This is a genomic window from Actinomadura terrae, assembly GCF_022751215.1.
GTDB classification, from domain to species: Bacteria; Actinomycetota; Actinomycetes; order Streptosporangiales; family Streptosporangiaceae; genus Spirillospora; species Spirillospora terrae.
The window spans coordinates 116,539-137,662 of record NZ_JAICDG010000002.1 but is presented as its reverse complement, the minus strand read 5'-3'; the positions used below and the strand labels follow the sequence as shown (position 1 = coordinate 137,662).

The 21,124-nt window shown below is 73.0% G+C and carries 19 protein-coding genes and 1 pseudogene; 8 read left to right on the top strand and 12 right to left on the bottom strand.

The annotated features are described in order from the left end of the window. Nucleotides 1-8: 8 nt before the first annotated feature. The 3 genes and pseudogenes from K2F47_RS10740 to K2F47_RS10730 all read right to left on the bottom strand — a co-directional run. Nucleotides 9-617 (bottom strand): annotated as a pseudogene (locus K2F47_RS10740) (ABC transporter ATP-binding protein); the annotation flags it as partial. An 18-nt stretch (nt 618-635) separates the two neighbouring features. Then, complete coding sequence (locus tag K2F47_RS10735; protein ID WP_242902723.1) at nt 636-2,702, bottom strand: bacteriocin-associated integral membrane family protein; 2,067 nt, start codon at nt 2,700-2,702, stop codon at nt 636-638. A 174-nt stretch (nt 2,703-2,876) separates the two neighbouring features. Further along, nucleotides 2,877-4,103, bottom strand: a complete 1,227-nt coding sequence (locus K2F47_RS10730; protein WP_242902722.1) for an acyltransferase family protein — start codon at nt 4,101-4,103, stop codon at nt 2,877-2,879. 210 nt (nt 4,104-4,313) lie between these two features. Between K2F47_RS10730 and gdhA the strand changes: the two genes are divergently transcribed. Then, nucleotides 4,314-5,690, top strand: a complete 1,377-nt coding sequence (gene gdhA / locus K2F47_RS10725; protein ID WP_242902721.1) for an NADP-specific glutamate dehydrogenase — start codon at nt 4,314-4,316, stop codon at nt 5,688-5,690. A 48-nt stretch (nt 5,691-5,738) separates the two neighbouring features. Here gdhA and K2F47_RS10720 read toward each other — a convergent pair whose 3' ends face one another. Further along, nucleotides 5,739-6,989 (bottom strand): MFS transporter, encoded by a 1,251-nt coding sequence (locus K2F47_RS10720; RefSeq protein ID WP_242902720.1) that lies wholly within the window; start codon nt 6,987-6,989, stop codon nt 5,739-5,741. 241 nt (nt 6,990-7,230) lie between these two features. On the opposite strand from K2F47_RS10720, the gene K2F47_RS10715 reads away from it, so the two are divergent. Both K2F47_RS10715 and K2F47_RS10710 read left to right on the top strand, forming a co-directional pair. Then, complete coding sequence (locus K2F47_RS10715) at nt 7,231-9,201, top strand: RiPP maturation radical SAM C-methyltransferase (RefSeq protein WP_308198393.1); 1,971 nt, start codon at nt 7,231-7,233, stop codon at nt 9,199-9,201. A gap of 46 nt (nt 9,202-9,247) precedes the next feature. Continuing rightward, entirely contained in the window at nt 9,248-9,955 is a 708-nt protein-coding gene (locus K2F47_RS10710; protein ID WP_242902718.1) for a DUF5825 family protein, read from the top strand. On the opposite strand, the gene K2F47_RS10705 is transcribed toward K2F47_RS10710, so the two are convergent. Then, nucleotides 9,942-10,511 carry a TetR/AcrR family transcriptional regulator gene (locus K2F47_RS10705; protein WP_242902717.1) on the bottom strand — a complete coding sequence of 190 codons (570 nt, stop codon included), beginning with the start codon at nt 10,509-10,511 and terminating at the stop codon, nt 9,942-9,944. The two genes, K2F47_RS10710 and K2F47_RS10705, sit on opposite strands and share 14 nt — an antisense overlap. An 89-nt stretch (nt 10,512-10,600) precedes the next feature. On the opposite strand from K2F47_RS10705, the gene K2F47_RS10700 reads away from it, so the two are divergent. Both K2F47_RS10700 and K2F47_RS10695 read left to right on the top strand, forming a co-directional pair. Beyond that, complete coding sequence (locus K2F47_RS10700; protein WP_242902716.1) at nt 10,601-10,972, top strand: DUF4267 domain-containing protein; 372 nt, start codon at nt 10,601-10,603, stop codon at nt 10,970-10,972. Nucleotides 10,973-11,078: 106 nt separating this feature from the next. Then, nucleotides 11,079-12,569 carry a serine/threonine-protein kinase gene (locus K2F47_RS10695; protein ID WP_242902715.1) on the top strand — a complete coding sequence of 497 codons (1,491 nt, stop codon included), beginning with the start codon at nt 11,079-11,081 and terminating at the stop codon, nt 12,567-12,569. A gap of 181 nt (nt 12,570-12,750) precedes the next feature. On the opposite strand, the gene K2F47_RS10690 is transcribed toward K2F47_RS10695, so the two are convergent. Continuing rightward, nucleotides 12,751-13,455, bottom strand: coding sequence for a helix-turn-helix transcriptional regulator (locus tag K2F47_RS10690; protein ID WP_242902714.1), 705 nt, complete (start codon nt 13,453-13,455; stop codon nt 12,751-12,753). Nucleotides 13,456-13,623: 168 nt separating this feature from the next. Beyond that, entirely contained in the window at nt 13,624-16,491 is a 2,868-nt protein-coding gene (locus K2F47_RS10680) for a helix-turn-helix transcriptional regulator (protein ID WP_272496873.1), read from the bottom strand. A gap of 188 nt (nt 16,492-16,679) precedes the next feature. On the opposite strand from K2F47_RS10680, the gene K2F47_RS10675 reads away from it, so the two are divergent. Together K2F47_RS10675 and K2F47_RS10670 are read left to right on the top strand one after the other, a co-directional pair. Beyond that, nucleotides 16,680-17,261, top strand: coding sequence for a CGNR zinc finger domain-containing protein (locus K2F47_RS10675; RefSeq protein ID WP_242902713.1), 582 nt, complete (start codon nt 16,680-16,682; stop codon nt 17,259-17,261). After that, complete coding sequence (locus tag K2F47_RS10670) at nt 17,258-17,692, top strand: protein-tyrosine phosphatase family protein (protein WP_242902712.1); 435 nt, start codon at nt 17,258-17,260, stop codon at nt 17,690-17,692. Before K2F47_RS10675 ends, K2F47_RS10670 begins: the two co-directional genes overlap by 4 nt. A gap of 78 nt (nt 17,693-17,770) precedes the next feature. Here the strand turns inward: K2F47_RS10670 and K2F47_RS10665 are convergent, their stop codons facing one another. Together K2F47_RS10665 and K2F47_RS10660 are read right to left on the bottom strand one after the other, a co-directional pair. After that, nucleotides 17,771-18,124, bottom strand: a complete 354-nt coding sequence (locus tag K2F47_RS10665; protein ID WP_242902711.1) for a DUF488 domain-containing protein — start codon at nt 18,122-18,124, stop codon at nt 17,771-17,773. Between the two features lie 7 nt (nt 18,125-18,131). After that, nucleotides 18,132-18,356, bottom strand: coding sequence for a hypothetical protein (locus tag K2F47_RS10660; RefSeq protein ID WP_242902710.1), 225 nt, complete (start codon nt 18,354-18,356; stop codon nt 18,132-18,134). 76 nt (nt 18,357-18,432) lie between these two features. Here K2F47_RS10660 and K2F47_RS10655 point away from each other — a divergent pair, with 76 nt between their 5' ends. Then, nucleotides 18,433-18,621, top strand: coding sequence for a hypothetical protein (locus K2F47_RS10655; RefSeq protein ID WP_242902709.1), 189 nt, complete (start codon nt 18,433-18,435; stop codon nt 18,619-18,621). Between the two features lie 51 nt (nt 18,622-18,672). On the opposite strand, the gene K2F47_RS10650 is transcribed toward K2F47_RS10655, so the two are convergent. The 3 genes from K2F47_RS10650 to K2F47_RS10640 form a co-directional block, all read right to left on the bottom strand. Next, nucleotides 18,673-19,467, bottom strand: a complete 795-nt coding sequence (locus tag K2F47_RS10650; protein WP_242902708.1) for a hypothetical protein — start codon at nt 19,465-19,467, stop codon at nt 18,673-18,675. A 10-nt stretch (nt 19,468-19,477) separates the two neighbouring features. Then, nucleotides 19,478-19,741, bottom strand: coding sequence for a hypothetical protein (locus K2F47_RS10645; protein ID WP_242902707.1), 264 nt, complete (start codon nt 19,739-19,741; stop codon nt 19,478-19,480). 114 nt (nt 19,742-19,855) lie between these two features. Further along, nucleotides 19,856-20,779 carry an alpha/beta hydrolase family protein gene (locus tag K2F47_RS10640; protein ID WP_242902706.1) on the bottom strand — a complete coding sequence of 308 codons (924 nt, stop codon included), beginning with the start codon at nt 20,777-20,779 and terminating at the stop codon, nt 19,856-19,858. Between the last annotated feature and the right edge of the window lie 345 nt (nt 20,780-21,124).

Here is a 21,124-nt window from a genome sequence, read left to right as displayed (position 1 = left end):
TCCCCATGGGTGATGGCGAAGACGGTGTCGCATCTGTCCTGGACGTCCGGGCGGTGCGTCGCGATGATCACGGTGCAGCCGGTGTCGCACATCCGCCGCAGCGTGTCGAGGACCAGCGCGGCGTTGGCGCCGTCGAGGGCACCGGTGGGCTCGTCCGCGAGGATCAAGGACGGCCGCTTGACCAGCAGGCGGGCCAGCGCGACGCGCTGCCGCTCGCCGCCGCTGAGCTGACCGATCTTGTCCTCTCCCCGCCGGGAGAGGTCGACCCGCTCCAACGCGGCGCGGTGGCGGCCACGGTGCCCCCTGGCCGCGACCTCCAGGTTGTCGGCGACGGTGGCGTTCTCGATCAGCGCGTAGTCCTGGAACAGGTAGCCGAGGACGTCCCGGCGGAAGAGCCGCGCGGCGCGGGGCCCGAGCCGGGTCAGGTCGGTGCGGTCGTAGAGGATGCGGCCGCCGGACGGCGTCTCCAGCAGGCCGATGCAGTTGAGCAGCGTCGACTTGCCCGATCCGCTGGGGCCGGTCACGGCGAGCATCTCGCCCGCCTCGACGGTGAAGTCGAGGTCCGACCAGAGCGTCCGGCGGCCGAAGGACTTGGACAGGCGCCTGACGGCGAGCATGGCGGGCCTCCGGTGGGCTCAGGCGTCGGCGGCGTGGCCGGCGACGACGCGTCGGTGGGCGTGGGCGAGCGCGGCGACCAGTAGGGCCGTCGACAGCACGGCCACGCCGAGGCTGGGGGTGAGATCCCACCAATGGGCGGAGGGCAGGTGGGGCGGCGGAGGGGTGTCCCTGTCGGTGAACCACTTGATCGCTTCGGCCCGGTCCGACATGGTCCGGACGCTCTTGAGGAGCAACCCGGTGGCGACGAGGCCGTCCAGGACGAAGAGGCCGCGGTGGATCATCCAGAACGACCAGCCGCTGATGTGCTTGGCGAAGACGGCCTGGGCGTTCCTGCCGGTATGGACCACGCACACGCCGATCCCGGTGAGGAACAGCGCGACCAGCGCCGCGACCAGGCTCAGCGCCTCGATCCGCAGGTCGCGTACCGCCGCCGTGTAGTCGTCGGCGGCACCCTGGGCGACCGGGCGCATGCCCGCGATGTCGGCCTTGAGGATGTCGCGGCCGAGAGCGGCGACCACGTCCGACGGGTTCTTGAAGACGATTCCGTTCTGGTTGGCGCGTGCCGCGAATTCGTCGTCGGAGATGAGCGGCGACCCGTTGGGGACGACGACGACCACGGGGTCTCGGACGAGGGTCCTCCCCAGCTGCTTGCTGCGCGCGCCGAACGTGAAGACCTTCTGGCCGTCCTTCGCCCACAGCTGGTCGACCCCGGCCTCATCCACCGGCTTACCGCGCTGCTCCGGGTGAATGACGCCGGGCACGTTCGCGTACACGGTGTTCGCGTGGTCGCGCAGGCGCTCCGGGACGATGACGCGCACCCGATGCCGGGGATCGGGGCCGTAGCGGCGGCCCGCCTCGTCCAGGATCGGCTGTTCGGCGAGGAAGGTGTCGTTGACGGCCAGCACCTCCCCGTCGGGAAGCGGCACACCGCCGAACTCCCGGAGCCGCCACCGGTGGACCGCGACGACCCGGCCGCGCGCGTCGGCCCTGCGCAGCCAGGAGCCGACGCGGTGGGACCTCGCAAGGGGCTCCTCCGTCCTTTCGCGCGAAAGCACGATGGAGGTCGCCTGGCCGAGCGCGGCGAACCGCTCCCGGCTCGCGCGCCGGTCGGCGTACTCGCGCGCGGACGCGACCGCGGTGGCCCCGACGGACAGAACGAGCAGCACGGCGCCGATCCGCACCAGGTACACGCCCGCCAGCGCGGGGCGCGGCGTCACCTGCCCCTTCAGCGCCCGGAGCACGCCGCCGTGGAACACCAGCGCGAGCGCCCCGGCCCGGGTGACCAGGGAAAGCGCGACCAGGGTTCCCGCGAGGGCGCCCGCGACCAGCGCGAACAGCCCGAAGCGGATAAGCCCGTTGTAGTGGTCGAGACAGGCCGTCGCCGCGACCGCGATCGTCACGGCGGTGACCAGCCAGAAGGGCAGGAGTCTCCGGAGATCCCGCCACAGGATTTCCAGGAATGACATGCCTTGCAGGAGCAGGACGCCGTAGTCCTTCGCGCCCAGCAGCACGCTCGCCCCCACGGTCAGCACCACACTGAGCGCCGCGGCGAGATAGGCCGCGCCCAGCGATTCATGGGCGTACCGCTGAAGGTACTTTTTGGGGCCGGTGGGCCGGACGATTTCTCCGTCGAAGCCGGAGTCGGCGAGCGCGGCGCGCAGTTCCACGATCGCGCGCTCGGGGCCGTAGACCTGGTACTCGCCCTTCGGATCGACGGACGCGGCCTGCGCAAAGGGAAGGGTCTCGGTGCGGACGCGGTGGCCGAAGGACGGAAACCCTCGCTCCAGCCAGGACGCGGGGGCCGAGCCGGGGTCGCCCGTGGCGATGTAGAAGCGCCGGAGCCGGTCGGGTTGACGGAGGTCCCAGACCTCTCGCACGACCGACACGTGATGGTCGCGCGCGTACGCGTCCACTAATCGGACGGCGCGCGTTCCGTCCGCGCCTTTGCGAGCGTCCTGAATCGAGATCGTCCCCGCCGCTCCCGGCGGCGGTTCGGTGTCGAGATCCTGCATCACGAGGAACGCGAGCAGCACCGACGCCGCGAGCACGGCGGCGTGGACGATCTGCACGCCGAGGTGGCGCATCGACCCTCCAGGACGCGATGACCGGCCTGCGGATACAACGGTTCCGTTGTCCCCGGGCCAGACCATAACAAGTCCGTTGATCTCCGTCATGGCTTTTATCGACGACCCGATTATTGGCGTGGAAATAATCGCCCGCCTCGGCACCTAAACGCGCAGCCGATTTCTGGGAGCGCGTCAGGGAGTCAGGGCGTGGGAGGCCGAGTCCGTAGGGGGCGTGGTCGGCGGAGGGGCGGCCGGGCGGAGGAGGCGGCGGGTCAGGTGGCGGCCCAGGCGTTGGGCCGGGAGTTCGATCCAGCGGTGGCAGGCCCAGCTCGCGGTGACGAGGACGGCGACGAAGGCGGCCAGGCCCAGTTCGTTCTGATGGCCGGTGGCGCCGATGAACTGGGTGTCGACCATCAGCAGGATCGGGTGCAGGAGGTAGACCGAGTAGCTGGCGGCACCGAGCGTGAGGGCCCAGCGAGGGAAGCCGCGGCGGCGGAGCAGCCACGCGCCGAAGAAGGTCACGAAGGCCAGCACGATCGGAAGCGTCCAGGTCAGCTGGTTCTGCCGGGCCTGGGCGGCCGTCCCCGCGTGGACAGTCCCGGCGGCGATCACGCCGGTGAGGACGACGGCGATCGCGAGGGCGGCGGCGCGGCGGCCGATCTGGCGGTGCTCGGCGCGGTAGAACGCCGTCCCGGTGAACATGATCGCGGGGTAGGTCAGGCCCTCCCAGGCGTAGACGCGGCTGTTGGCGGCGACCAGCGCGAGGGCGAGCAGGCCGCCGAGGACGCCGCCGAAGACGCGCAGCCCGGGACGGTCCGACACGGCGGCGGAGATCGCGATGACGAGCCCGAGCGTGATCGCGATGACCAGCGGGCCGACGCCCGCGGTGCGGGACAGGAGCGTGGACGGGATGAGGCCGCCCACCAGCAGCGCGGCCAGGGCGAAACCGGAGGCGACCGGCGCGGAGCGGCGGTGCCCCCCGACGACGAACAGCGCGACGATCAGGAGGTAGAAGGCCATCTCGTAGGTGAGCGTCCACAGGACGTTGATGGCATTGGGGACGGCGAGCAGATCCTGCAACATGGTCAGATGCGCCAGGACGGCCGTCACCGGGTCGTAGCGCTCCAGTCCCGCGCGCAGCCCGAGGACGCCGAAGAGGAAGGGGAGCACCGCCGCCAGGCAGCACAGCGCGAGCATGGGGTAGATGCGGAAGAACCGTCCGATCCAGAACCCGCGGACACTGCCGCGCCGCTCCAGGGACGCCGGTACGATATAGCCGCTGACCAGGAAGAACACCAGGACTCCGTAGCGGCCGGGGTCGAAGTGTTCCGCCATCCACTTCTGCACGTCCGGAACGTAGACATAGCTCGCGTGATGGAGCGCGACCGTGAGCGCCGCCCATCCCCGCAGCGCGTCCAACCAGCCAAGTCGGGCGATTGCGGAGGACTCAACCGCATTGGGGATCATCCCGACAGAGTAGGGCGCGCTGGGCCGCGGGGTGAGCGGGTTGTCAGATCATGCGGTCAAGGGCGGGCGGGGCGGCGTTCGGCCCGCGCGGATGATCGCAGGGTGCGAGGATGGTTCTCCCGGGCAGGTACAAAGGTCGTTGTTCTGCGAAAGGAATCACCCATGCCCTTGTCCCCCCGCCTCCCGGCGGCGCCGGAGACCCTGGCCCTGCTGGAGGAGTCCTACGAGCGGGTCCTGCGCCGCGACCCGGGCGAGCCTGAGTTCCACCAGGCCGTCCACGAGGTGCTGGAGTCACTCCCGCCCGTGCTGGCCGCGCGTCCCGGGCTCGCGGCGGCGAAGATGGTGGAGCGGGTCATCGAGCCGGAGCGGCAGATCGTCTTCCGCGTCCCGTGGCAGGACGACGCGGGCGAGATCCACGTGAACCGCGGGTTCCGGGTCGAGTTCAACAGCGCGCTCGGGCCGTACAAGGGCGGGCTGCGGTTCCACCCGACCGTGAACCTCGGCGTGGTGAAGTTCCTCGGCTTCGAGCAGATCTTCAAGAACGCGCTGACCGGGCTCGGCATCGGCGGCGGCAAGGGCGGCAGCGACTTCGACCCGCACGGCCGCTCCGACGCCGAGGTCATGCGGTTCTGCCAGTCGTTCATGACCGAGCTGCAACGGCACATCGGCGACCACACCGACGTCCCGGCGGGCGACATCGGGGTCGGCGGGCGCGAGATCGGCTACCTGTTCGGGCAGTACCGGCGGGTCACGAACCGCTGGGAGGCGGGCGTGCTGACCGGCAAGGGGCTGCCGTGGGGCGGGTCCGCGGGCCGGACGGAGGCCACCGGCTACGGCAACGTCATGTTCACCGCCGAGATGCTGCGGCGGCGCGGGGAGGACCTCGACGGCCAGCAGGTCGTCGTGTCCGGCTCGGGCAACGTGGCGATCTACACGATCGAGAAGGCGCAGGCGCTCGGCGCGAACGTCGTCACGGTCTCCGACTCCGGCGGCTACGTAGTGGACGAGAAGGGCATCGACCTCGACCTGCTCAAGAAGGTCAAGGAGATCGACCGGGGCCGGGTGTCCGACTACGCCGAGCAGCGCGGCGCCTCGGCGCGGTACGTGGCGGGGGGCAGCGTCTGGGACGTGCCCGCCGACATCGCGCTCCCGTCCGCGACGCAGAACGAGCTGGACGAGAACGCGGCGGCGGTGCTCGTCCGCAACGGCGTCAAGGCCGTGTCGGAGGGCGCGAACATGCCGGCGACGCCCGGCGCGGTGCACGTGTTCCAGGACGCGGGCGTCGCGTTCGGGCCGGGCAAGGCCGCCAACGCGGGCGGGGTCGCGGTGAGCGCGCTGGAGATGCGGCAGAACGCGGGCCGCGACTCCTGGACGTTCGAGCGGGTCGAGTCCGAGCTGTCGGCGATCATGACGTCGATCCACGACACGTGCTTCGAGACCGCCGAGCGGTACGGCGCGCCCGGCGACTACGTCGTCGGCGCCAACATCGCCGGGTTCGAGCGCGTCGCCGAGGCGATGCTCGCCCAGGGGCTCATCTAGCACGGGGGCTCATCTAGGAGCCGAGCCGCGTCCCGTCCCGTCGTGGGATCAGGTTCCCACGGGTTGTCTGGGGCGGGACGTGGCGGTGGGCGTGAGGTGGCGGCGGTTGTTCAGCAGGAACAGCGCCGCGGCGCCGGCCAGGCCCGCAGCCAGCAGGAACGCGCCCTCGGGGCCCGTCCGCTCGGCGAGGAACCCGGCCAGCGGGAGCGTCGCCGCCTGACCGCAGTTGTTCATGGTGGACAGCCAGGTATGGGTTTCGGCGGCGCGGCCCTCGGGGGCGACGACACCGCCGATCCGGCCCAGCAGCGCGAGCGCGGGGGCGACGACGAGGCTGCCCAGGGCGACCGCCGCGCCGACCGGCCAGGGCCCGGGGGCCAGCGCGCCGAGGACGGACGCCACCGCGAACCAGCCCGCGAGCACCGCCACGTGGGAGGCCGGCGAACCGGGCCAGCGGCGCATGCCGAACAGCAGGCCGCCCGCCAGGCTCGCGACGGCGGAGCACGCCATCACGACGCCGAGCAGTTCGGGACGGTCGCGCTCCCCCGCGACGGCGGCGACGGCGACCTCGACGACCGCGAGGGCGGGGAGGAAGAGGAACGCGCCGAGCAGCAGCCGCCGGACGCCGCCGTCGGCGAGCGGGCCCAGCGTCCACAGCGCGCGGGCGGGGGCGGTGTCGGCGCCGGCGCAGGGGCCGGCGAGCCGTCCGCTCGACAGCATCACCGCGACCCCGGCGGCGGTGCAGCCGCCCGCCGCCGCGAGCGGCAGCCAGCCCGCGACCGCGCCGAGCCCGCCGACCAGCAGCGGGCCGATCACGTAGACGGTCTCCAGGATCACGGCCTCGGCGGTGAACCCGGTGGTCAGCAGGTCGTCGGGGACGAAGACCGGGAGCGCGACCCGCAGCGCCGGCCCGGCCGGGGGCAGCGACGCGCCCGCGAGCAGGGCGCCCGCGAGGAGCAGGCCGGTCGGCGGTCGGGGCGCCGACCAGCAGAGCGCGAGAAGGAAGAGGGCCGCGCACTGGACGCTCGCCGCCATCGACAGCACCCGACCGGCGGGATAGGTGTCGAGCGCGCGGCCGAGCAGCGGCGTCGCGATCATGAGCGCGGCGGAGAACGCGCCGACCAGCAGCCCGGAGCGGGCGGTGCCGCCGGTGTCCTGGCCGAGCAGCAGCAGGGAGAGCCCGATGACGCCGACCGGCATCCGGGCGAGCAGATATCCGAAATACAGCCGCGCGGTGCCCGGAATGGCGAGCAGGGCGCGATAGGAGTTGCTGCTTCCCGTCCCCCGGTCCGGCCCCGTCATTTTCACCTCCAGCACCCAGGTAAGCACGGTCCGCACACGGCTTGGCGGAAAAGTGCCTGATCTTGGCCGACATCGGCCACTGCGGTGCGATGGCCCTCCTCGCGGCGGGTAGAAAAGGTGCGTGAAACTTCCAGCCCAGAAGGGAGGTCGGCATGAAGCGAAAGGTAATCCGTAAGCAGCAGACGGCCAGCCAGCGGCACGAGTTCTGACGGCTCCCGAGCGCGGCCGGGCCCCTTTCCGGGTGCGCGCCGCGTTTTCGTCAGGTGCTCGTTTCCCATCCATCACCGGAGGTCGACACGTGCGGGTGACCCTCGCGGTCATGCCCTGGCACCTCATGACCGCGCCGAACGGCGCGGCCGGCGTCCTGGCGGCGGCCCTCGCGCCGGACCACGAGGTCACCACGTACTACGGCAGCATTTCCTTCGCCGAGCAGATGCTCGGCGAGGCCGAAAAGGCAGAGCCTGGCACCGCGCGGGCACGGTTGCTGCCCGAGGCGTACATGTACGTCGCCGAAGAGGGATTCACCGGCGGAATAGGTGAATGGCTTTTCACGGGCGCGCTCTACGGGCATGAACAGTTCCCGGACGAGGCGTCCGCCGCCTGCGAGGCGATCGGCTTCGACCCGGACGTCGCCGAGCAGATCTTCGCGCTCGCCCCCGCGTTCGCCGACGCGGCCGCGCGGGAGATCGTCGCGGGCCGGCCGGAGGTCGTGGGGTTCACCACGACGTTCTCGCAGACCATTCCGGCGCTCGCGGTGGCGCGGCGGCTGCGCGCGCTCGACCCGGGCATCACGATCGTCTTCGGCGGCTCCAACTGCGACGACACGATGGGCGCCGCGCTGCACCGCTGCTTCTCAGAGATCGATTTCGTGGTGCGGCGGGAGGGCGAGGCGCCGCTGCGCTCCTTGCTGGCGGCCCTGGCCGCCGACGACGCCGACGACACCGCGCGGCTGGCCGCGATTCCCGGGCTGTGCTGGCGCGACGCGGACGGGACGTCCCGCGCGAACCCCGAGGGCGCGGCGCTGCCCGGCGGCGCCGACTTCCCTCCGATGGACCAGACCGCCTATTTCGACCGGCTGGAGGAATCGCCGGTCGCCGACTACATCCAGCCCGCGCTGATGATGGAGTCGGCGCGCGGATGCTGGTGGGGCGAGCGGCACCACTGCACTTTCTGCGGGCTCTCCGACCTCATTCTGCCGTTTCGTTCGAAGGCGCCCGACCGGGTCGTCGATGAGCTTGTCGCGGGCATCGAGAGGCATCAGGTGCTCGATGTGCTCACCACCGACAACATCGTTGACAAGAACTACTATGAAACGGTTTTCCCGGCCCTGGAGAAGAGCGATCTCGATCTGCGGGTGATGTATGAGATCAAGTCGAACATCACGCCGGAGCAGGCCCGCGCGTTGCGCGGCGCGGGGGTCATCCAAGTGCAGCCGGGAATCGAGAACCTCCATTCGCTGCCGCTGAAGCTGATGCGCAAGGGCGTCACCGGTACGAACAACGTCGCGACGCTTCGGGAGCTCCAGGAGCAGAGCCTCACCGTGCTCTGGAACTATCTCGTCGGCTTCCCCGGGGAGACCGACGAGTGCTATCGCGAGGTGATCGACCAGATCCCCCTCCTCTACCATCTCCAGCCGCCGCTCGGCGCGCACCGGATCGCACTCGAACGTTTCAATCCGTACTTCGACGACCCTGGCCTGGGATTTGCCGAGCGCCGTCCGCGATCCTGGTACCGGGGCGTGTTCCCCGACCTGAGCGAGCCGGACCTGAACGACGTCGCCTACCTCTTCGAGACGCCCGACCAGGGCGTCGGCGGCGCCACGCTGGCCGGGCTGAAGGCGGCGTTCGACGCCTGGCGCGAGGCGTACGCGACCTCGGCGCTCACCCACCGGGCCGTCGCCGGGCGGCTGCACCTGTACGACCGGCGGGCCGGGCGGCGCGCCGCCGACCACGTCCTGGACGACCCGGCCGAGGTCGCCGCCTACACCGCGCTCGGGCGCGGGCGTTCGGCCGAGAGCCTCGCGCGGCACCTCGCCGCCGATGGATGGCCGGTCGACGCCGCCTGGACCTCGACGTTCATCGCCGACCTCGCCGCGCTCGGGCTCGTCTACCGCGAGTCGGGACGCGCGGTGACGCTGTCCACCGGGCACGACGCGACCGCGGTCCGCGGCACGGCCATCCCCACCCCCGCCATGGTCGGCGCGGGCACATGACCGGCCGGCACACGACCGGCGGATACACGACCACCTGTGGAGCACGATGATCCGCGATCTGCCGCCGGTCGACCTGACCAGCGCCGCCGGGGTCGCCGCCGCGCGGGACCGCGCCGACGTCCGCGTGCTGGAGGTGTCGCTCGCCGAGCTGGCGTCCGGCACGACGATCCCGCACGGGAAACAGGAGCCGCTGACGTGGCTGCGCGTCCGCCCGGCGCCGGGTGAACTCGACGACGAGGTATGGCCCGGTGACGAGGCGCTCGGCGCCCTGCCCGCCGCCGGGGTCATCGGCCTGACGCTGGACGTCCCGGCCCTGCCGCCCGCGCCCTGGCTGATCGCGTTCCTCGTCCGGGTGACGTCGTTCCAGCTGCCGCTGGAGTGGGGCGGCCCGGTCGCGGACCTGCCGTGCGGGCTGCTGTTCCACCTGACGCCCCCGGCGTTCGGCGACGAGGTCGCGGGCAAGTGGCGCGCCGCGCACCGCTACGGCCAGTGCTACTGGCGGCGCGGCCACGGGTTCGTGGCCGTCCAGGATCTGCGCGAGCAGCCGGGCGCCCACTTCGTCATCCACGAACCGGGCCTGCTCGCGCTCTTCCACCGCCTCGCCGACCCGGTCGCCGTCGCGGACCTCGGCGACGACGACCGCGCCCACCTGGGCGACCTGCTGGACGCGCGGCTCGCCGTCGATCTCGACGGCGTGGCGGTGCGGCTCCCCTACCGGCTGCGCCGCTGGCCCGCGCCCGTCATCGACTTCTGACCGGGGACGAGAACCGCCCGATCAGCAGCGCGAGCCGCCGTTCGTGCTCGGCGCGGCGCAGGCGGCCGTGACGCATCAGCATGAGCAGGCCGTGCAGCCCGCTCCAGAACGTCTCGGTGAGCAGCTCCAGGTCGTCGCCGCTCGCGTAGGGGCGCATGGTCTCGCGCAGTTCGCCGAACCCCTCCTTCAACGGTGCCGGGGAGTCGGGGCTCGCGAACTCCAGGTCGACGGCGAGCGTGAACATCGCGTCGTACAGCGCGGGCCGCCGCTCGCCGAAGTCGGCGTAGGCCGCCGCGACCGCCGCCACGCCGTCCGGACGGGCCGCGCGCAGCTCGGCGGTCAGGGCGGCGAACCCCTCCAGCGCGACCGCCGCCATGATCGCGTCCTTGCCGGAGAAGTGGCTGTAGAGGACGGGCTGGCTGTACTCGATCTCGGCCGCGAGCCGCCGCGTCGTCACCGCGTCCCATCCTTCGGCCTCGGCCAGCTCCCGCGCGGCCGTGACGATCGCCCGCTCCCGTTCCGCCCGCTCGCGCTCCCGGCGCGCCTGTATCGACATGCCCCGGATTCTAGCATCGCTAGCCATGCTGCCAATGCTCTGCTAACGTCGATCGTGTTCCTAGCACTGCTAGCTCCACGGGAGTCGTCATGCTCGCACCGATCGCCTACGGCCTGGCCGTCCTGCTCAGCCTGTTCGTCCTGTTCATCGGCATGCGGTTCCTGTTCCAGCCGCGCCTGGCGGCGGACGGCTACGGCGTCCGCGCCAAGCCGGACGGCGACAGCGCCTACCTGAGCGTCAAGGGCGTGCGCGACGCCTGCTACGGGCTGCTGGGCCTGGCCCTGCTCGCCTTCGCCGACGCCAACGCCGCCGCCTGGTTCATGCTCGTCGTCGCGCTCGCCCCGCTCGGCGACACCGTGATCGTGCTCCGCAACGGCGGGACGAGGGCCGCCGCGTTCGGCATCCACTTCGCGACCGCGCTGGTCGTCCTGCTCAGCGCCGCGCTGCTGTTCGCCGTCTGACCGATCGCGGCCTGCGCGCGGCCCGATCGCCGCCGTCCAGGGGCTTTCCGAAACTTCCCCACACCGCTTGAATCTTGTGCGGAGGGTCCCAACTGAAGGAGCGGCTGTGGACGATCTGCGACCCGAGGACCCCCGTACCGTCGGCCGGTACACGCTGACGGCCCGCCTCGGAGCGGGCGGGATGGGCCAGGTCTACCTCGGGTCATCGCCCGGCGGGCGGCCCGTCGCCGTCAAGCTCGTCCACGCCGGTTTCGCCGCCGACGCCGAGTTCCGGCGCCGGTTCAAGCGGGAGGTGGAGGCGGCCCGGCGGGTCGGCGGCTTCCACACCGCCCCGGTCGTGGACGCCGACCCCGACGCTGACACGCCCTGGCTGGTCACCGCCTACGTCCCCGGGCCCTCGCTCGCCACGGCGATCGCCCAGCACGGGCCCTTCCCCCCGGCTTCGGCCCGGGTGCTCGGCGCCGGGCTGGCCGAGGCGCTGGAGGCCGTCCACGGGGCGGGGGTCGTGCACCGCGACCTCAAGCCGTCCAACGTGCTGATCGCCGCCGACGGACCGCGCGTCATCGACTTCGGCATCGCCCGCGCGGTCGACGCGTCCGGGATCACCACCCGCGCCGGGACGCCCGGCTTCATGGCCCCCGAACTGATCACGGACGGGGCGAGCACCCCCGCCTGCGACGTGTTCGCGCTCGGCGCCGTGCTCGCCTTCGCGGTCGGAGTGCGGCCGTTCGGCGAGGGGCCCTCGGAGGCGCTGACCTACCGGGTCGTCCACCGGGAGCCCGACCTCGGCGGCGTGCCGGAGCCGCTCGGCCCCCTGGTCGCGGCCTGCCTCGCCAAGGACCCGGCGGCCCGTCCGGCGCCGTCCGACCTGCTCGGCGCCCTGACCCTGGGTGGGGACGCGGGCGCCTGGCTGCCACCGCCCGTCCAGGAGATGGTCACCCGCTTCCCCACCGCGCACCCGCCCGCGCCCGCCCCCACGCCGACGCGCCACCTCCCGCCTCCGCAGACCGCCCCGCCCGCGCAGACCGCACCGCCCGCGCCGCAGGCCGTGCGGATCGACGGGCGGATCACGCCCGCCGCGATCGCGCTCACCGCGGCCGTCCTCTACTCGCTAATCTGGCTCGCGATCTTTCTGCTCGGCGCCGGGCTCGCCCTCGGCGGCACCTCGTCCGACAGAGACAGCGTCGCCACGCTGATCGGCGTCGTCGTGGCCATAGTCGGCGCGGTGAACTGCCTCAGGGCGATTCCGCGCGCCGTCTGGCAGGCCATCGCGCTGGCGCGGCCCGTGACGTTCGAGATCGGTCCCGGCGGGCTCAGCCTGCGGCACGGCGGACGCCGCGTCTACTACGGGTGGCACGAGATCGGACGGGTCGTGCTCCGCCGCATCGACGACAAGAAGAAGCGAGCGCTGTGCGTGTCCCTGACCCCCGGGAGCGCGCAGCCCGACTACCTGAGCCCGCGCACCCCGCTCTGCTACACCGAACCGGACACCGGCTGGGTCGTGATCGCCCCGCTGATCCGGCTGCGGACCTCGCGGCGGGAGATGGAGAAGATCGTCGCCCGGTACGCGGGCCCCCGGTGGGGCGGCCACGCCTGACAGGCTAGGACGCCCTCCGCAGCGACCTCAGCCGTCACGCGGGCGCGTAGCTGAGCGGTGGGGCCGACGCCGAAGGCGAGGCCCCACCGCGAAGATCGCGAAGCGATTCCGCGCCCGCAAAGGCACGGTCACGTCCCGAGCCGCCAGGCGAGGGACGTGGGCCGGGACTTCAATGAACCAGCTAGGAGGCCAGCGTCCCGCAGTGGTCGGGCGACATGGCCGCGGCCAGCTCGGCGGCCTCGCCCCGGTCGCGCAGCCCGAGCTTCCCGAGGACGTTCGACACGTGGTACTTCACGGTCTTCTCGCTCAGCGCGAGCCGCTCGGCGATCCAGGCGTTGGACGGCCGGGACGCCAGCAGGGCCAGCACCTCCCGTTCCCGCGGCGTCAGCACGCCGGGACGGTGCGGGTCGGCCTCGAACAGCTCGTCCAGCAGCGCGGGCCCGTCGACGGGGTCGTCCAGCAGGCAGCGGGCGAACGCGGGCGAGAGGTAGCGGCCACCGGCGGCGGCCGTCCGGGCGGCGGCGGTCACCTCGGCGACCGGCCCCCGCCGGTCGGCGATGCTCGCGACACCGGCCCACAACGCGCCCAGCAGCTCGGGCCGTCCAGCCGGCTCGTCGAACCGCGCGGTGTGGTCCACGAGCAGCACGACCGGGACGCGGAGCACGCTCCCCTCCCGGCACACCGACCGGACCAGTTCCCGATGCCCGGCGCGCCAGGGGGTCAGGTCGACTACGAGCAGGTCGGTCGCGGTGGCGACGAGCGCGGAGGCCACCGACCTCCCGTCCGGCACGACAAGCCTGACCTGGGCTCCGAGCGTCCGACCGAGGACGCCCGCCACCCGGTCGCGGCAGTCGGCGTTGGCTGAGCTCAGCAGTATCGACGTCACGTCCCTCACCTCCCGGCGCCTCGGCGAGCGGGACTCCCGACTCCCGATCACCTCTGCGGCGATGCTCGCCGATGGGGTTACGGACGCACATCCGGAGAATCACTGATATTGCCGATTCCCCGTCCTACGTAGTGCGCGAGTCCCGTGAACCCGGGAGGCCCAGGAGGCTCAGGAGGAGGGGGTCTTGAGCGCGCTGACGACGCCCGCGCGGGACGAGACGCCGAGCTTGGCGAAGATGTGCGCGAGGTGGCTCTCGACCGTGCGGGCGCTGATGAACAGCGCCTCGGCGATCTGCTGGTTGGTGCGTCCGGCCGAGACCAGCTCGGCCACCTCCAGCTCGCGGCGCGACAGGTCGTGCGGGCCGGAGGAGCGGCCGCGCACCGGGACGTAGATCCCGAGCCGCCGCTGCTCGCGCACCACGCGCCGCAGGAACGAGGCCGCGCCGCAGGCGCCGAACACCTCCGCCGCGCGTTGCAGGTCGGCCTTGGCGGTGTCGCGGTGGGACGCGCGCGCGGCGCCGGTCGCGGCGGTGAGCAGCGCCCGCCCGGCGTCCAGCGGGAACTCGTTGCTCGCCAGCACGTCGGCGGCGCCCCTGGCGTGGTCGGCGGCGGCGCCCGGGTCGGTGCCGAGCAGGGAGTGCGCGCGGGCGAGCGCGGCCAGGCCGGTCGAGACGGGCAGGCTCGGGTGGGCGTGCCGGTCCGCCTCGGCCGCCCACTCGGTGGCCGGGCCGTGCCGGTTCTGCGCGGCCTCCAGCTCGGCGAGCCGCTCGGAGACCTGGACGAGCGTGACGATGTCGGACCCGGGGCGGGCGAACCCGTTGGCGGCCTCCAGCAGGCGCCGGCCCCCGGCCTCGGCCTGCCCCGTCTCCACCAGCGCCAGGCCGAGCGCCAGCTCGGCCTGCTTGCTCCACCACTCGCCCTGGTCGCCCGCCGCCTCCACGGCCCGCTGCCCGAAGTCGACCGCGTCCGCGGCGTTGCCCCTCCAGTACTCGACGACGGACCGCTGCGCGAGGCCGAACACGATCTGCTGCCGCGCGTTCAGCATCTCGGCCAGCTCGACCGCCTCGTCGGCCGTCACGGCGGCCTGGGCGAGCCGGCCGAGGGCGGTCTCGGCCCGCGCGAGCCCGCACATCGCCACCGAGACGATGAAGTGCTGCCCGGTCGCGCGGGTCACGGCCAGCACCCGCTCGAAGTGGCGCAGGGCGTCCGCGGGCCGGCCCATCAGCAGTTCCGACCAGCAGAGCCAGGTGAGGGAGTCCACCGACTCGGCGAGCTGCGCGTCCGGGGTGATCGCGAGGAGGTGGCCCGCGGCGTCCAGCTCGCCGAGCGCCCGGTCGATCTGGCCGTCGGCGTAGCTGCACATCGGACGCAGCGCCGCGACCGCCATCGTGCACGCCGCGTCCCAGGCCGGGCTGTGCTCGGGGATGTCGTCCAGGAGGGCGCGGGCGGCGTCCTGGTCCATCCGCAGCAGGTTCTCGGCGACCAGCCGCAGCCGCAGGTGGACGGCGGCCGGGGACTCGCGGTCGGGCATCCCGCGCAGCTCGTCCATGATGACGGCGCGGCTCTCCTCCACCCGCCCGAGCAGCCGCCTGGTCATCGCACTGAACCGGGCCGCCCGCGCGCGGTCGCTGCCCTCGCCGCGCGGCAGCAGCCGCATGACCTCGTCGGCGGCCCGCTCGCCCTGCTCCAGCTCGCCCGCGACGACGTGCAGGCGGCTCACCTTCAGCATCACCGCCACGCGCTCGGGATGGTCCTCGGGCATCCGCCGCAGCGCGCCGGAGAACCAGAACGCGGCGGCGCTCGGCGCGTGCGACTCGACGGCCCGCGCGGCCCGGAGCAGGATGTCGATCGCGGCGGCGTCGCCGTAGCGGGCGGAGTTCTCGACGTGGTGCGCGAGCAGGGTCGCGGGCGCGCCCGCCTGCTCCAGGTGGCGGGCGATCCGCGCGTGCACGGCGTGCCTCCAGCCCGCGGCGGCGGTGCTGTAGACGGTGTTGCGGACGAGCGGATGCCGGAACCGGAACCGTCCCGTGCCCGACGGCTGGACGACGCCGCTGACGACCAGCTCGTCCAGCGCGGCGACGACGTCGGCCTCGGGCACGCCGGCCGCGACGGCGATCAGGCCGGGCTCGAACGCGTCCGCCGCGACGGCGGCGGCGCGCGCGACGAGCAGCGCCGACTCCGACAGGCCGCCGAGTTCGAGCTGGATGGCGGCCTGCACGCTGAGCGGCACCTCCGCCTGGGGGTCGCGGGACGCGACGCCGTCCATCCGCGACAGCGCGTCCAGGTAGAACGGGTTGCCGCCGCTGACGCGGTGCAGCTCGCGCTGGCGCGCCCGGCTGAACCCGGGGCCGAGGTACTCCGCCGTCTCGTCAAGGTCGAAGCACTTGACGTCGAGGTGGCGGCCGTCGTCGGCCTGGATCAGCCGGGCCAGGCTCGGGACGTCCGGACGGTAGTGGAACGCCGTCGCGACCAGCACCCCCGCGCGCGGCGGGTTGCGGACGAGGTAGTCGAGGAAGCCGAGTGAGGCGGAGTCGCCCCAGTGCAGCCCGTCCAGCAGGAGCGCGAGCGGCCGCGACTTGGCGAAGGTCTGGACGACCAGCCGCAGCGTCCCGTGCAACCGGTGGCGTGCGGCGACGGGGTTCAGCTCCGCGCCGGGCTCGGCCGTCGCCGGGTCCGGTTCGCAGCGGTCCGCGACGGTGGGGAAGATCCCCGACAGCCGCGCCACCGCCGCCGGGCCGACCCGCGGCGGCAGCTTCGGCAGGACGTCGGGGACGTGGTCGCCGAGCGCGTCGACCAGGACCCCGAACGGCACCTCGCGCTCGTACTCCGAGGCCCGCCCCGCGAGCACGAGGAACCCCGCCGGAGCGGCGCGCGCGGCCAGCTCGTTCAGCAGCCGGGTCTTGCCCACGCCGGGTTCCCCGGTCAGCGCGAGGAAGCGGAAGTCGCCCGCGGCCGCCGTCGCGATCGCCTCGTCGAGGACCCGCAGTTCTTCCCGGCGTCCCACGAGCGAGGTCGAACGAGCGGCGAATTCGTCCATGGAATGCCCTTCGGGCGGCATCACGGAGCGCGAACGCTCCTCGGCGGGTTCGTGATCGGTGGGAGGACCTCTCACATTAGTGTTCCCGCTCGCCGAATTCGCCCCATTGCCCGGAAAACGAGGAGTATTCGCGATATCGTCGGTAAGTGTTGTACTCTCGCTACATCGGTTACAGAGGAGGGCGGAGCGTGGAGATCCCCATCGTCGACTACGCGGTCGGGGCGGCGGTCGGCAACGACCTCGTCGGCACGTCGCCCACCGTCCGGGGCGCCGCCGGGGACGCGATCCCGGGCCCGGACGAGCTGACCCGCTTCCTGGCGGAGCGCGACGTCCGGCTCGACGCCGCCGCAGGTGGCGCGGACGAGACCGACGTCTTCCAGGTGCATCTGCTACGGCGGGAAGTGCGCGGCGTGCTGGAGACCGAGACCGAGGAGCAGGCCGTCGCGGGCGGCACCGTCCTGGCCGGACGCGCGGGCCGGGGCCCGGTGCTGCGCCGGGACGGCGGCGGATGGCAGTGGTTCGTCCCGACGGTTCCGGGCGCACCCCTCGCCGACGAGCTGGCCGCGCTGATCGGGATCGGCCTGCTCGGCACCGTGAAGACGCTCGGCCACGAGCGGTTCCGCGCCTGCGCCGCGCCCGGCTGCCGGGGCGTGTTCGCCGACACCAGCCGCGCCGGACGCCGCCGCTACTGCATGCCCGACCTGTGCGGCAACCGGCTGAACGTCGCCAACCACCGGGCCCGCCGCCAGGCCGGGAGCGTGACCCGATGAGCACGCTGACCGGTGCGCTCCGGCTCCCCGACGGCACGCCGGTGCGCGGCCGCGGCCTGCGCGACCCGGCGCCGGACGGCCCGCCGCCGGGCTTCGGCCTCTACCTCGGGTCGGGCCGCCTCCGCCGCCGGCACGAGGGGGTGCTGAGCTGGCCGCACGAGTGGATCGACTGGCCCGACTTCCTGCTGCCGCGCGATTCGGAGCTGGCCGTCCGCCGCGTCCGTGACCTGCACGAACGGGCCCGTTCCGGGGAGGCCGTCGAGGTGGCCTGCGGAGGCGGCGTCGGCCGCACCGGCACGGTCATCGCGTGCCTGGCGATCCTGTCGGGGCTGCCCCCGAAGGACGCCGTCGCCTGGACGCGCGAACACCATCACCGCCGCGCCGTCGAGACACCGTGGCAACGCCGATGGGTCGTCCGATTTCCCGCCTGAATTCGGTTCAAATGGAAATGACCGCCGCGCCGAATGGCCCGCCCGGCGGCCATTGACGGCGGCGTCGCCGAAAGGCCTTCAGGCGTTCAGGAGACCGGCGAGGACGGCGGCCTGGCTCCGCTCGGCGTCCTTGGTGGCGGTGAGGAGGGTCAGCGTCCCCTCGGCCGCGCGGGAGCGGAGGCGGTCGAGGGCGGCGGCGCGGGACGGGTCGTCCAGCTCGGCCTCGTAGCGGCGGCGGAACTCCTCGAACCTCTCGGGGTCGTGGCCGTACCACTTGCGCAGATCGGTGGACGGCGCGACGTCCTTCTCCCAGTCGTCCAGCCGGGCGTCCTGCTTGCTCAGCCCGCGCGGCCACACGCGGTCGACCAGGACGCGGGCGCCGTCGCCCGGCTCGGGGTCGTCGTACACGCGGCGCAGTCGCACATCGGTCATCGTGCCCCTAACTCTCGTACGCGGGACGGGCGTGCTTGGCCGGAGGTCGCGCCGGACGGCTCTCGGCGGCGGTGCGGCGGGCGAACTCGCCGGCGAGCGCGCGGCCGAGGACCTCGTCGTCGGGATGGTGTTTCTCAAGGTACTCCAGGGCCTCGGCGAGTTCTCCCGTGGTGAGCCCGTACAGCGGTTTCAGCGCCCAGCGGGGATGCCCGTCCCGCGGCCATGGATTCACGATCTCCAGCCTTTCTTTGGGGTGTTTTCCGCGCGGCGGCGGGTAATGGATTGGCCGGTTCCCCTAGGATCGCCGGGTGCATTGGTGGAGCCAGCAGGCGTGCGAGGCGGCAGCGGAGGCGCAGGCGGCAGATCCGTCCCCGGGAAATCTCATGGCGGCCGCCCAGGTGCAGGCGCTGGTGTCGATGGCGGAGGCATTGCACCGCATCGCGGCTGCCCTCGAAGAAAGGGACGAGGCCGCCTTGCCCCACCGCCTGAAATCGTGAGCGGCTGAAATAACCGGCGCGCCGGGCGGCGCACCGGTATCTCACGCGTGCTCAGGCGTCGCTGAAGGTCGTGCGCTCGGTCCGGCCGCCGACGAGGCGGGACGGCTTGGCGGCGGGCGGGCGCAGCGGGCCCGACGCGGGCTCGGCGGGCGACCCCTCGGCCGGGGCCGCGGGACGCTCGGCGGCCGGGACGGCGGGGCGCGGCTCCTCGCGCAGCCGGTCCCGCAGGCGCCGGGCGGCTTGGCCCAGCGCGCGCTCGCCGACCAGCCGGGTCAGCTCCAGGCCCCAGCAGTCCAGCTTGTCGGCGTCGGTGAGGTCGTCGCGGTGGCCGAGGTCGGCGGCCAGGCCGCCGAGCCGCTCGGCCTCGGCGAGGTCGAACTCGCGCATCAGGTGGCAGCACAGCTCGGCGAGGGCCGCGTGGTCGCGCTCGAACGACAGGCCGGACAGGTCGTTGTGCGACAGTCGGCTGAGCGCGCGCTTGCGCTCCAGCTCGCTGTCGGCGAGCCGCAGCACGCCGTTGAGCAGGGCGACCGGCCCGGCGCCGACCGCACCGCTCTGGGCTGGCGCGAACGCCATGCGCAGCAGCGCCGCCGAGCCGATCCCGGCCACCAGCACGCGGACGACCACGAGGCTCGGCTCCGGCATCGTCGCGGGCAGGCCGAACCGCCAGCCCGCCGCGGTCACCGCGATCAGCGCGAGGACCGACGCGCCGACGTTGATGAAGACGAACAGCAGGCCGCCCGGGGACAGCAGCGCCGCGGCGGGCTTGTCGCGGTAGCGCGCGAGGAGCTCGGCGACCCCGATCGCACCGCCGATCAGGGCGGCGAGCAGCATTTCGATGATCATGATTTCCGTTCTAGGCGCTGCGGGCGGGTCGCCGCACGAAGGGGGACTCCTCGACCCGGCCGCGCCGCGCGAGCATGGTCGGACGCTGCCGGTCCCGCGCGGGCGGGCGCAGGATCTCCAGTTCGGCGTTCTCGACCTCGAGGAAGGCCAGCAGCCATTCCGCGGGTCCGGCGGCGAGGCCGCGATGCGTGCGCAGCCCGCGTTCGCGGGCGCCGAGAAAGGTGATCAGCCAGCCCGCCGGCCCGGTGAGCGCGGCTCCGGTTCGTGAATCCATGCGGACGACCATGGCGCAGCGGGCGGGTCAAGTCGACGTCCGCCGCGTCAAGTTTTCAGAGATCGAAAACGAACTCCGGCAGTCCGCCGATAACGGCCCAAGAACGGAGGGAAGTCAGCCGGTGGGGCAGGTTCCCCGGTAGATCGTGAGCGGGCCGCGCGGTTTCGGCGGCGGGCACAGGAACCGGTCGTAGCGGGCGTCATTGTCGACGAATCGCTTCATCCAGACGATGACGTATTTCGCGATGGTGGCGTTCGGCGACATGAACGTCAGGTGAGTGGCGCCCCGGAGCACCAGGTAGGCCTTTTCCGGGGCCGAGGCGAGCCTGTTGTAGTACGCCTCGGACATTAACGCCGCCGGAGCGATCACGTCGCGCTGCGCACCCATGATCATTGTGGGCACGGTGACCCGGCTCCAGTTGTAGTCGGGGTTCCACGGCGCGAGCGGGATGGCCGCCTTCAGCGCGGGCCGCCGCCGCGCGGCCTCCAGCGTCCCGCCGCCGCCCATGGAGTGCCCCATCACGGCGGTTCGGGACGGGTCGATCCGCGCCCGCACGACGCTCTTGGCGGTGAGGTAGTCGAGCGCCGCGATGATCTGCCGTCCGCGCAGCAGCGGGACGTCGAACAGCGTGTTGGTCTCCAGCATCATGACGACGAAGCCCTGGGACGCGAGGCGCGGCCCGTACCAGTCGATCCAGGTGTGCGGGGACGCGAAGCCGGGCGACATGACGACGGCGCCGAACGTGCCCTGGCGCGTGTCGGTCGGCGCGTAGATCGTGCCCCTGTTGAAGCCGGGCCCGCTGCCCGCGGGCACCTCGATCTTCTCGACGTCGAACGGGCCGCGCTTCGCGGTGACGCTCTGCTCCGTCGGCGCGGGGCCGCGCTCGAACATGTGCGCCACCGGGACGGGGCGGGCCGGACGGTCGTTCGGCGCGGCCGCGGCCTGCGAGGCGGGAGCGGCGGGAGTGCTGCCGCCGCATCCGGCGAGGACGGCCGCCACGGGCAGCGCTATCAGCGCGTTCACAGAATTGTGGTTCATTGGGGGGAATGCCCTTCATTGACCGATTCCGTCAAGAGGCAGGGAATCGTGGGTTCTCCAGCATTCATGCCCGGGAAAGACGGAGGGGCCACTCCCCCCAAGAAGTGACCCCTCTACCCCCCGTTCCGCCGGGTCGGCCGCGGGCCCTCTGCCGTGGCCTGCCGCTCCCCCCGAAGCGGCCCGCTCCGCTGGGAGCGGCCGCGCCGTTCATCCGGCGGACAAGACGAACGTAGCGAGCCCGGCGCGGCCGGTTCGAGGGTTCGCGGGCCGGCGTCGGCGAACGGTTCACGGTCTGCGACGAACGGAACACGATGCGCGTCCGGGCTGCCGCCCGGCCTGGTGGCG

Excerpts from the sequence above, each read along its gene's own strand:
- K2F47_RS10735 (WP_242902723.1), bottom strand. The coding sequence starts at position 2,702 with ATGCGCCACCTCGGCGTGCAGATCGTCCACGCCGCCGTGCTCGCGGCG.
- gdhA (WP_242902721.1), top strand. The coding sequence starts at position 4,314 with ATGCCCTTGTCCCCCCGCCTCCCGGCGGCGCCGGAGACCCTGGCCCTG.
- K2F47_RS10720 (WP_242902720.1), bottom strand. The coding sequence starts at position 6,989 with ATGACGGGGCCGGACCGGGGGACGGGAAGCAGCAACTCCTATCGCGCC.
- K2F47_RS10710 (WP_242902718.1), top strand. The coding sequence starts at position 9,248 with ATGATCCGCGATCTGCCGCCGGTCGACCTGACCAGCGCCGCCGGGGTC.
- K2F47_RS10705 (WP_242902717.1), bottom strand. The coding sequence starts at position 10,511 with ATGTCGATACAGGCGCGCCGGGAGCGCGAGCGGGCGGAACGGGAGCGG.
- K2F47_RS10700 (WP_242902716.1), top strand. The coding sequence starts at position 10,601 with ATGCTCGCACCGATCGCCTACGGCCTGGCCGTCCTGCTCAGCCTGTTC.
- K2F47_RS10680 (WP_272496873.1), bottom strand. The coding sequence starts at position 16,491 with ATGGACGAATTCGCCGCTCGTTCGACCTCGCTCGTGGGACGCCGGGAA.
- K2F47_RS10670 (WP_242902712.1), top strand. The coding sequence starts at position 17,258 with ATGAGCACGCTGACCGGTGCGCTCCGGCTCCCCGACGGCACGCCGGTG.
- K2F47_RS10665 (WP_242902711.1), bottom strand. The coding sequence starts at position 18,124 with ATGACCGATGTGCGACTGCGCCGCGTGTACGACGACCCCGAGCCGGGC.
- K2F47_RS10650 (WP_242902708.1), bottom strand. The coding sequence starts at position 19,467 with ATGATCATCGAAATGCTGCTCGCCGCCCTGATCGGCGGTGCGATCGGG.
- K2F47_RS10645 (WP_242902707.1), bottom strand. The coding sequence starts at position 19,741 with ATGGATTCACGAACCGGAGCCGCGCTCACCGGGCCGGCGGGCTGGCTG.
- K2F47_RS10640 (WP_242902706.1), bottom strand. The coding sequence starts at position 20,779 with ATGAACCACAATTCTGTGAACGCGCTGATAGCGCTGCCCGTGGCGGCC.